Origin of the sequence: Rhodopirellula maiorica SM1 (assembly GCF_000346295.1) — a bacterium.
Lineage (GTDB): Bacteria > Planctomycetota > Planctomycetia > Pirellulales > Pirellulaceae > Novipirellula > Novipirellula maiorica.
In genome coordinates this window covers 1-10,682 of the sequence record NZ_ANOG01000857.1, presented here as the reverse complement: position 1 = coordinate 10,682, position 10,682 = coordinate 1, and the positions used below count along the sequence as shown (strand labels likewise).

6 protein-coding genes and 1 pseudogene are annotated in these 10,682 nt (G+C 53.9%); 3 read left to right on the top strand and 4 right to left on the bottom strand.

All coding sequences use genetic code 11. The features are described from left to right. Positions 1-1,023 precede the first annotated feature (1,023 nt). Positions 1,024-1,632: a response regulator transcription factor gene (locus tag RMSM_RS27490; RefSeq protein WP_040769628.1), complete on the top strand. Its 609-nt coding sequence runs from the start codon at positions 1,024-1,026 to the stop codon at positions 1,630-1,632. 66 nt (positions 1,633-1,698) lie between these two features. Here RMSM_RS27490 and RMSM_RS27485 read toward each other — a convergent pair whose 3' ends face one another. Further along, the gene (locus RMSM_RS27485) at positions 1,699-2,589 is read right to left on the bottom strand and encodes a DUF2314 domain-containing protein (protein ID WP_008704740.1); all 891 of its coding nucleotides are present in this window, start codon (positions 2,587-2,589) and stop codon (positions 1,699-1,701) included. Between the two features lie 359 nt (positions 2,590-2,948). On the opposite strand from RMSM_RS27485, the gene RMSM_RS27480 reads away from it, so the two are divergent. Next, entirely contained in the window at positions 2,949-4,484 is a 1,536-nt protein-coding gene (locus RMSM_RS27480) for a sialate O-acetylesterase (RefSeq protein WP_008704739.1), read from the top strand. 113 nt (positions 4,485-4,597) lie between these two features. On the opposite strand, the gene bioB is transcribed toward RMSM_RS27480, so the two are convergent. Then, positions 4,598-5,641 carry a biotin synthase BioB gene (gene bioB / locus RMSM_RS27475; RefSeq protein ID WP_008704737.1) on the bottom strand — a complete coding sequence of 348 codons (1,044 nt, stop codon included), beginning with the start codon at positions 5,639-5,641 and terminating at the stop codon, positions 4,598-4,600. A 135-nt stretch (positions 5,642-5,776) separates the two neighbouring features. Here bioB and RMSM_RS27470 point away from each other — a divergent pair, with 135 nt between their 5' ends. Continuing rightward, complete coding sequence (locus tag RMSM_RS27470; RefSeq protein WP_040769624.1) at positions 5,777-6,349, top strand: hypothetical protein; 573 nt, start codon at positions 5,777-5,779, stop codon at positions 6,347-6,349. A gap of 196 nt (positions 6,350-6,545) precedes the next feature. Here RMSM_RS27470 and RMSM_RS27465 read toward each other — a convergent pair whose 3' ends face one another. Further along, entirely contained in the window at positions 6,546-9,818 is a 3,273-nt protein-coding gene (locus tag RMSM_RS27465; protein WP_008704733.1) for a protein kinase domain-containing protein, read from the bottom strand. A 95-nt stretch (positions 9,819-9,913) separates the two neighbouring features. Beyond that, positions 9,914-10,682, bottom strand: a pseudogene (locus tag RMSM_RS27460) (AAA family ATPase); the annotation flags it as partial.

Genomic DNA, 10,682 nt, shown 5'->3' with positions numbered 1-10,682 from the left:
TTTTAAGCAGCTAGGCAGGAGTCTTTGCGTATGTTAGCCGCTTTGGCGCTAGCCACGGTTCCGATATTCAACCGGGGCTAGCGTCCAAACGGAACGCTGTGAAGCATTTTTTCGTAGCGAAACTCGCTGAGAGTTTCGGTTTTACTCGCACGGCCGAAAGTCTCTGCGACTTTCGCTACAGTAAATTCGCGTTTTCCTATACGAAGAAATGCTTCACGGCGTTGGCCCAAACGGCTAACGGGATCTCAACCAATAATTCCCGGCTACCTGCTTAACAAAGTGGAGTTCGTCGACGGGACGCGAATTATCAGTGCCCCGATACTCTCTTGCGGTGTCGGCGACAAAGTTCAGTCTGTAGTTCGTTTGCATCGACAGTTTCTTAGGCGTTTTGGTCCCGAATCGTCCTGCAGCGAAGCGGAACTGCCGTGGGCTGCCCTGGAACAACTTGGTTTACTGGCGTCGCCGCTAATCCCGTTGTAAAATCGAGGTTGCAAATTTAAGACGAGTCAAGCAACCGGCATGGAATTTTCTTGGTGCCGACATAACGTGTCTGTTCCACGATTGTGTTGACCGATCAGGATCGTAAGATTGACCGATCGTTTGCTTCGATAACGGTGAACGATACTTCGTTGGAGTGACGTCGTAGCGATTTGCGAATCAAATTTTGCAAATCGAACTAATGCACAGTAAATCAGATCCCCCTGCAGAGTGGTGGGCGGGGCTTCGTGAACGGTCATCTCAAGACGCGTTGATTTGTAGCGGCGGTTGATTGATGCGCTAACGCCAGATTGATACTCTGGTGTTAGAGCTCGTTCGCCCCCGTGATTGAGGGGGGAGCATTTCGGCGACGTCGAAAATGTCTCGATGTGTTACAAGTTTTTGCGTAAAAAAATGCGGCCGAAAGCCAAATTTAACGCGGTCTGGTCTAGTGAAATGTGTTCTATTGTTGCTAGCAGCGACTTTGTCTTCTCCAACGCTTGCCAGCGACATTCGTAACTACACGCTTTGAGTGAATTGATTTTGATGCACCTCCCCACCATTCATGTCGTTGACGATGACAAGGAATCTCGTCAAGTCGTGGTTGAGCTTGTTCGGTCAATGAATTTGGCTGTGGAATCGTACGAGTCAGCCGAAGATTTCATTTCCCGGTACAACGGCAAGCGTCCTGCATGCATGGTTACTGACAAAAAGATGCCAGGTATGAATGGTGTCGAGTTGATCGAGCGGTTGCGTGATATGGGAATCACGATTCCGATCGTGATGGTGACTGGGTTTGCTGACGTTCCATCGACCGTTCGAGCGATTCGTGGCGGCGCAATTACGTTAATCGAGAAACCGTGTGGGCAGGCCGAGTTGCGAAAGGGAATTGAAGAGGCGGTCCAGCTTGAGCAAGAAAACTTGGAAAAGGACCGACAGGTTGCTGAGGCCAAGCGTTTGATTGGCACTCTGGACGACAAAGAGATGGACGTCGCCAAATTGCTAGTCGAAGGATTGGCCAACAAGGTGATTGCATCGCGATTGGATTCGGGGCTGCGAACGATCGAAAAGCGACGTTCGACGATCTTGAAAAAGTTGGATGTTCAATCGGTCGCCGAGTTAGTGCAAATTTGGGTACTGGCAAACCCCTGCTAATTTCGTTTCGAGCGTTTTTCTTTACCGACCGTTGATCGGGTGATGGCCGGAGCGCAAAGGGGGCGATTAAGTTGCCCCATGGTCGGCCAGCACATCGACGACCTTTTTCCAACCTAATGCCTTGGCAAGTTGTATTGCAGAGACGCCATTTGCGGTGACCGCATTGGGATCAGCACCGTGCTTTAACAGGATGCCAACGCCGATCGCGGTTCCGGCCAAGGCTTGCTGGTGCAACATTGTCCATCCACGTTCGTCCTTCGCGTGAACTTGTTCGGGATTTTGTTGAAGGTGCTCGTTGAGTGAATCGGCCATGTTTACCGCCATTGGATGTTCCATCGACGAAACTAATTGCGGGTCTGCCGGCGGTACCGGTGTCGATGGTTGTTTCGCTGACCGGCCTAAAAGTTTGCCGAAGAATCCACCCTTGGCTTTCTCGGACGAAGACGGTTGTTTCTCGCTTTCGTTCGCAAACCATTCGGGCGGCACGATGTGGATGTTTTCAGGGTCACCAAAATCGAACCCCCAAGCGTTGTCATGCTGTTGACGTTCTTTCGCACTCATTTTGGCACGAAGTACCTGGACGGTGAACGCTCCGTAAACGCGGCCATTGATGACATACATCCAATCCGACAGTGCTTTTCCAGGGAATTTGGCTTCGTCGCCTTCGGAGATTGACTTCAGCCAGTTGGGAGAATTCAGCAGCGTTCCCGAGACGATTCGGCCATCAAAATCAATGTCGCCGAGCCACATCTGCTCGACACCTTCACTGCTGTTGGCCGATCGTAGCTCTGGAGGATCTTCAAAGGGGACTTTCACGCACGCCAGCTCAAGTCCGGGGATGATGCGTCGGCGTTCCCAGGAGAGTTCACGCCAAAAGAAGCGAAACGTGCGACGGGCTCGCTCGTTCGCAGTCCGCATTTCAGGATCGTTGTCAGCGGTCAAATAGACTTGGGCCACGGTTGCGGTACCTCATGCGCCGGGTATTAAAACGGATGTGTCTCAGCGCCCCGCTGAGACAACGCTTTGCTTGAAAATCGTAGGCTCAATAGAGTAACACCGGTTGCCTCGGTGTGGGGGGGGGCGATGCCAATGAAGGATGCACATTTATTTAATATTGCCGCCCCGCGATACAGAATGCGGTAGGCCCGAATTCGCGATTCGCGTGATCCGGATGGTTCATCGCTTCCTCATGAACATTAGGGCGGTTTCCTGCTCCTCAAGTTCCCCCGGCGGGTGCCGTATTGATTATCATTGGCGATTCACGATTTAAAACCTCTGTTTGTCACCCACCTTCAAAACCCCCGAGAATCTACTTCATGCGTTATCGACTTCTTACGCTGTTCACTCTGCTGCTCGCATCCACAGCCCACGCTGAATTAAAGATGTCATCGATCTTTGGCGATTCGATGGTGCTTCAACGAGACAAACCGATCCATGTTTGGGGTTGGACGACTGCCGGACAAGACGTCTCGGTCGAGATTGCGGGGCATTCAGCTTCGGCAACGGCCAATGATTCGGGGCGTTTTGATGTTTTTATCGACGCGTTGCCTACCGGCGGACCGCACGAAATGAAGATCGCAGCGGACGAATCAAAATCGTTTCAAGATGTTTTGATTGGTGAAGTTTGGATCTGTTCCGGCCAATCCAACATGGGGATGTCTGTTGGCGGTTCGAACGACGCCGACTTGGAAGCGTTGGCAGCAAACTATCCCAACATTCGATTGATCTCCGTGCCGCAGGTCGGCACGCAAGAACCGCAGACAGACTTCAAAGGGAGTTGGGCTGCATGTTCACCGCAGACGGTCAAAGATTTTTCAGCGGCAGGCTATTTCTTTGGTCGCCAATTGCATCAAACCCTTGATATTCCCATTGGCTTGATCGACAACGCGTGGGGAGGTTCCTCGGCGGAAGCTTGGGTCCAGCGGAAGGTTTTAGAGGACGACGGCAAATACGACGAATTGCTAGAGAAATGGGATCATACCGCGGCGAACTACGACCACGACGCGGCGATGGATAGTTGGAAGCAGCGTCACGCCGAATGGGCAAAGACGAAAAAAGGCAACCCACCTCGAGCACCTCGCAATGTGTTGACCGGGAATCATCGTCCCGCAAACATTTACAATGGTGTCCTCAAGCCGACGATTGGATACACGATCCGCGGCGTGGTGTGGTACCAGGGTGAATCCAATGCGGGCCGAGCTTATCAATACCGCGATCTGTTTCCGCTGATGATCCAAAGTTGGCGTGATGAATGGAAGCAAGGTGATTTTCCGTTCTACTGGGTCCAGTTGGCCGATTATCGAAACGAAGTCGACTCGCCCGGCGAAAGCGATTGGGCGGAACTGCGCGAGGCACAAACGATGACGATGTCGCGTTTGCCCAACACCGGCGAAGCAGTGATTTTGAATCTTGGTGAAGCCAACGATATTCACCCCAAAAACAAACAAGGCGTGGGAACGCGTTTGGCACGCTGGGCTTTGGCCAAAGACTATGGCTATCCGATCGTCCATCAAAGCCCGACGTACCGTGGCAGCGAGGATGCGATGCAGGTCACCGGTGATCGGGTAAGGTTAAAGTTTGATCACGTCGGCAGCGGGCTCGATACGTTTGACGTCAACGATGCGATTGGTTTTAGCATCGCTGGTGCCGACAAGAAGTTTGTCTTTGCCAAAGCCAAGATCGTTGATAAAGAGACGATCGAGGTGTGGGCCGAGGGCGTCGAGAGTCCTGTTGCTGTCCGCTATGCCTGGGCCGACAACCCGGTCTGTAACGTGCAAAGCCGCGATGGGTTGGCGTTGACACCGTTCCGCACCGACGATTGGACCGGGAAAAACCGAGGCGTCGTGAAATAACCCGCCGACCAAAACGTTAGCGGTGTCCCACGCAGCTGTCGGCGAAGTTCGAATTTGAACTTCGCTGACGGCTTGCAAAACTATGCGACAATCGGATGGGAGATGCCAGACGGTTACGCACTTGCCGGTTCGATGTTTTGAGTGACTTCGAATCCAAGATCGGTAATCATGTCGTAATCCGCTTGCGGGGCTTGCCCTTTGGTCGTCAAGTAGTCGCCGACGAACATGCTGTTGGCGACATACAATCCCATCGGTTGCAGCGAACGTAGGTGCAATTCTCGTCCACCCGAAATTCGTAATTCACGGTCTGGATTGACGAAACGGAACATCGCCAGCGCTTTCAAGCACTGGTTGGCATTCAGATCCATGTTGCCTTGCAGTGGCGTGCCTTCGATTGCATTGAGGAAGTTCAATGGGATCGAGTGGACGCCGAGGTCGCGAAGGTCAAATGCCATCGAGACAACGTCTTCGGGCGACTCACCCATACCGATGATGCCCCCGCTGCACATTTCCATCCCAGCATCGCGAACGTGCCGTAGCGTTTGCACTCGGTCAGCGTAGGTGTGGGTCGTGCAGATGTCGGCGTAGTGTTCTTCGCTGGTGTTCAGGTTGTGGTTGACGCGGTCGACACCACAGGCCTTCAGACGGTCGGCTTGTTCGCGGTTCAACAGTCCCAAACAAGCACAGATGTCGAGCCCATATTTCTGCTTGATCTCCGGCACAATTTGCTCGACCGCCGACATCTCACGTTCGTTCGGACCGCGGGCGGAAATCACCAAACAGTAAGTCTTGGCACCTTGATTGGCAGCAATTTCAGCCGCCTTCATCAAGTCGTCCCGCTTCAAAATATTGTATTTGGGAACGGGGGCAGTCGAGATCTTCGATTGGCTACAGTAATGGCAATCTTCGGGACAAAGGCCACTTTTGGCGTTCATCAAGAAATACAGTTGGACGGTACGCCCGAAATAGCGATGGCGTATTTGATAGCCTGCCGACAAAATGGGAAGGACATCAATGTCCGGCGCGGTTAAGATAGAGAGGGCGTCTTCTCGCGAGATCGTCTCACCGGCCAAGACGCGTTCAGCGAGCTTTTGGTATCGATCGACTTGGATCTGCGGTTCTGTGGGCGTTGCTGTCGCTTCGGGACTGGCCGTCATGTCTTTTTGCCTTATGCTCTCTAGTCGCTCTTCGCTCGGTTTCGTTTAATTCTCACTCATCGTGAACCATGAGAATCCCCACATGGTGAACGTGCCGAGCCAAATCGGCAAGTCGTCTATAGCGTGTTTTTCCCAATGAGCCATTATTACGTGCGAATCGGCGTCCTCGGCGATATTTTCGTGGGCCAGCCTACCGCGTCGGCAGCGACGTCGGGATTCTCGTACGGCATGCGGGTGATCGTACGAACAGCTCGGGGGGTGGAGCTTGGCACCATCTTAGGTGAAGCGAACCAGGGGGCTCGACGAAGCGTCAATGCGAGCGAAAAAATGCCGATCATCCGTTTGATTCGTCAAACCACACACGAAGATGAGCTGCTGATTCGCAGACTCGAGCGGCACAAACGCGAAGCGGTCGAGGCATGCCGCGCTTCGCTGGCCGCCTCGGGAACCACCGCTGTGTTGTTGGATGTCGATCAAGTGTTCGACGGTGGGTCGTTGGTGATGCACTTTTTGGGCGACGTTGACGAAACCGCCGAAGCGATCACCAAAGAGATCACCGAGCGTTACGAGTCGATTGTACGAACTCGCCACTTTGCCAAATTGCTGGGCGAAGGCTGTGGCCCGGGATGTGGCACCAGCGAATCGGAGAACGGTTGCGGCAGCGGGTGTGCCGGATGTGCCGTCAAGGCCGCCTGTGCGACCAAGTGAGCGTCGACTGTAAGCGGGTCGAGCTTTCCCGTTTGCCGAAGCGGCTAATGGACGCAAAGCCTCCTGCAGCAGGCGGCTCAATACGCTGCCGTCAGCTAGGCTCTGTCTGAAAAGTGGTTTCTCGCTTCGCGAGAGCGGCTTTTTCCCACAACTTTCGCGGAGCGAAAGGCGACTTTGAGCCGGTTTCAGACTGAGCCTAGTAGGTTGGGACCTGCGGACGCGGTTCGCTCTTTCGCCAATCGATGTCCGAACGTGTCATCAGTCGGCCGCTGACTTGTACGTTGCCAGCGTTCATGGTCGCCAACCGTGCGATCACATCATTCAAATCGATACGTTGCGCCTCGTGGATCAATTTTGCTGTGGTCCCCGGAATCAAAGTGGTGGTCAATGCACCGGTGTGGAATTGACGTAGCTCTGCACCGAGTCGCACCTGTTCCGAATGAGTTCCGACGGCTAGGATCAAACGTTGTACCCCGCCACAGTCCAGCAGCGATGGACGTGCGAACTGTAGTGCGGTTGCCATGGATGTGACAGGTTGTTCGCCGCGAGTCGGGTTGGATGTTGCCTTGGACGCAATGGCATCATCGGTGACCGAGGACGCGTTGTTATTTTGCGTGGCATGCGCCGGGCTGGGCAACGTTGCGGTGACATCAACATTTACCGATGTGGATGATCCGATCGTCATTGTCTCGTTGACGTCGGAGGAGCTTCGGGTCGCCAAAGCACGTCCTACCAAAGGCGAGACGGTTTCGGTAAGTCGTGTCTTGATCTCGTTTTCATCCATCGCCATCGCACCGGTAGCGAGTGGCCGAATCAACATCGGATTGACCGCGGATGTATGCAGCTCGGTGAGGATACTTTCAAACTGCGATGAAATTTCATCGGGCATATCGTCCCAAGGATTCGCCGTTGCGCTTCGTCCATCGGCAATTTTCGAAATGGTGACTGCAAATGCGGTAGCCAGATCATTCAGCCGGGTAATCATGGCATCAATGCGTTCGGCAAAAACAACGATGTGATCCGCTGCAATGTTTAGCAGTTGCGCTACGACGATCGCTTCGGCGTGTGATGCCGTTAGCGGAACACTCTGGTCGTTCGTCTCGGACTGGAATTTTGCGGTCGCGGTTTCGTGATTCGAACGTAGCGACTGGATCACTGCGGCCACTTCGCCATGAAACTGTTGCAATCCGGCAACCGCGGTGGCGATGTCCGTGCTCCGGTGCGACAGCCGATTGAACAACTCCTTGGTAAATACGCTGGTCATCTCGTCGATAGCCGTGGCGGTATTGGACGCCTTGGCAATCTCGTTGGCCCACTGAATCGCCAATCCGTCTGCGTCTGCCAACGTGATCGTCCGTCCCAGTTCCCGAGTCTGGAATCGGATTTGTTGTTGCAGTTTCTGGTGACGTTCGTGAGAAGTGGTTCCAAGGGGGGACTGGAGGCCGTCGACAATTTCGGATTGAGCAAAACCGGTACGCCGCAGCAACCGTCGCGACAACGGTTCAGCGTTCTTTTTGGCAATCCCAGGATGTCCCAACCATCGCAGTAGCAAATGTTGCACAGTGGCGGGAGTCAATATCTTTTCCTCCGGGCGTCGCACGACACCGAGCGGAACGATTCCCACCGATCGTAATAGGGGTTTGTGGATCGAGACGTCTGCCGATTCCGTGGAACTCGAGCGGGCTTCGGCCAACAAATCACCGGCTCCCGTCGAATCGGACCACAAATAGTCGCTGATCACGGCAACGGGCCGTGGCGCATTCGGATCCATTTCGTTGCTCGCGATCACGTAGGCATCCTTTAGTGGAGTCCGCGCGGCGGGGACGCTCGGCCAACCCGCGCCTTCATCGCCAGGGTAACCATTTTCGGGATGCAAATAGTGCCGCATCTCCATCAATGCTGCTTGAGCATCATGGTGTGCTAGCGAGACCGATGGGTTTCGCGTCAGCCCTTTCATTGCCAACATCGACAGAATTTTTGCTTGTTCGAATTGGTTTTCGTCAAGGAAATGTCTCAGCAAGTGCACGACATCCAAATAGATGCCGCTGCCTGTTCCCCCGCTGAGCGAGCCGACAACATAAATCGAGGGAATCTCTTCACCGCGAGTTTGAGTAAGGTCTTTGACAACTTGAGCGATGGCGGATTTCACCTTCACGCCATGATCGACCAACGCCAAACGTCCAAGCGGCCGCATGCCTTCGGTCGACAAGCTGCGGGGCACGTTGTAGATCCAACGTCGCGATACGGTGGCCAGTCGTTTGATCGACATCGATTGCCGATACTCGTTAGGTGAGCGAAGCGGAATGGGCACGATCTCGGTCGCCGGCAACGATGCTGTCGAGTTGCCAATGCGAGCGGCGCCAAGCGTCTTTTCGTCGGTGTCGATTAGCAGTGAGTGCAAGCGGATCGGGCATGCCGAATGCATGCTGGCGATCCGGTTGCGAATCTCATGCAATACTTCCGCGCCAGTGCCGCCAAGTGCAACGACCAACACGTCGGATACCACATGCGAATCACGTTTGACCTCGCCTTTGTCCAACGCCGGTAAGTCCTCGGTGGCGGTGGCTCGGGTGCCAACACCCAATGGAATGCCTTCGGCAGTATCATCATGACTCAATTCGCCACTTCGAGTTGCCAGCGGAACGCTTCGGCGACGTGGATTCGTCAACGCATGCACAAACGCCCGACAATTTGCAAATCGACGAGCCGGATTCTTCTCCAATGCCCTGGCCACGGCCGGTCGGTCACTCGGCGGCAGCGGTTCAAGATCCGGGGCGTTATGGACGTGCTGGGTTGCTAATTGGGCGATCGTTCGTCCGCTAAACGGTCGAGTTCCCGTTAGTAATTCTTGGTACATCACCGCTAGCGAATACTGATCGCTATGGATGCTCGGACGTCCGTCAAAAACCTCCGGTGGAGCATACACTGGCGTCAAACCGCCAACGATACTGCACTCTGCATCGCGCAAATCTTTCAATAGTCCGAAATCGGCCACTTTGACATGTTCGCCGATCACCAGCAAATTAGCGGGCTTGATGTCAAGGTGTTGCAGTTGATAACGCTCGTGCAAGTAGTCCAGTGCATCCGCGGTATCGTTCAGATAGGAAAGCAGTTTTTCGTGCGGAATACCACAGGACCCACGGTCTCGGTGCTCGCGAAATACATCCTCGAGTGAACCGTCGGCTAATTCCGTGACAATCACCAATTGATCGTCGGCGATGCCAAACCGCTCCAATGTCAATAGAAAGGGGTGGCTGACGCCTTTGATTCGCTCGAGCGACTTCAGCTCGCGTGCGGCCCGTTGTTGATCATGAGCTCCGAAAACAAACTTAACTGCCTTTTTGATTCCACCAGGCGCATTGGCACGCCACACCTCACCAAATCCACCACGACCGATGAGTTTTTCGAGCACGTAACCAGGGATCGGTTCGTAGCCGGCGCTGAATTTTTTGGGTTCTGTCGCTTTCATCGCGAGGCGGCTTTCTACTGAGAATCGTTGCTGAAGGGAGGGGCTGAAGTCGAAACAGAATTAAAGGAAATTTCGCAGAAACTCGGGTCGTAACACTACAGCTGGCTGAAGTAGCTTCGGCAGGCCTGATCCAAGTAATCCGGTTGTAACGTCAACGGCAGCTTGCGGTATTTGCAGTAATTGGCCACTTGAGTCAACAGGTCTCTCGGGTGGCAACGCCGCATCTTGCGACCACTGTCTTCGTAGAATTTGAACAAATGGTCGGCCGCTTGTGGCGTTTCCGGGAATCCCAATGTCCGCATTACATTGCTCAACAGCTCGCGATATTCGTCACGACCAGGGTCGGAGACGAAGATTTTGTAGGGGACTCGTCTCAGAAATGCCTCATCGACCAGCGAGTTTGGGTCGATGTTGGTCGAGAAAATAATCAGCTGCTCAAACGGAATCTGGATTTTCTTTCCCGTCGGCAACGTCAAATAGTCACACTTATTTTCCAGCGGAATGATCCATCGGTTCAACAGTTCCTCGGGCGCAATGCGTTGCCGGCCAAAGTCGTCGATCAACAGACATCCGCAGTTGCTCTTCATCTGCAGCGGAGCTTCACAAATATTCGATCGTGCATCGTGACGGACTTCTAGGTTCTCCATCACCAATTCGCCCCCGACCACCACGGTGGGACGACGAATCCGCGTCCAGCGGTTGTCCCATTCTTGGCCTTTCAAAATGTCACTGGCAATCTCAGGGACCGGTGCGGGACGATGAAATGCATCGTCTTGCAGCTTGATCAAGTTGCCGTCGTCAAGATGGCGTTCGGTATCCAAATCTCTTGACCAAGACATTGAGTCAAGCAGCGGGCAATCGTCG

Coding starts and splice junctions, on each gene's coding strand:
- RMSM_RS27490 (WP_040769628.1), top strand. CDS start 1,024: ATGCACCTCCCCACCATTCATGTCGTTGACGATGACAAGGAATCTCGT.
- RMSM_RS27480 (WP_008704739.1), top strand. CDS start 2,949: ATGCGTTATCGACTTCTTACGCTGTTCACTCTGCTGCTCGCATCCACA.
- bioB (WP_008704737.1), bottom strand. CDS start 5,641: ATGACGGCCAGTCCCGAAGCGACAGCAACGCCCACAGAACCGCAGATC.
- RMSM_RS27470 (WP_040769624.1), top strand. CDS start 5,777: ATGAGCCATTATTACGTGCGAATCGGCGTCCTCGGCGATATTTTCGTG.
- RMSM_RS27465 (WP_008704733.1), bottom strand. CDS start 9,818: ATGAAAGCGACAGAACCCAAAAAATTCAGCGCCGGCTACGAACCGATC.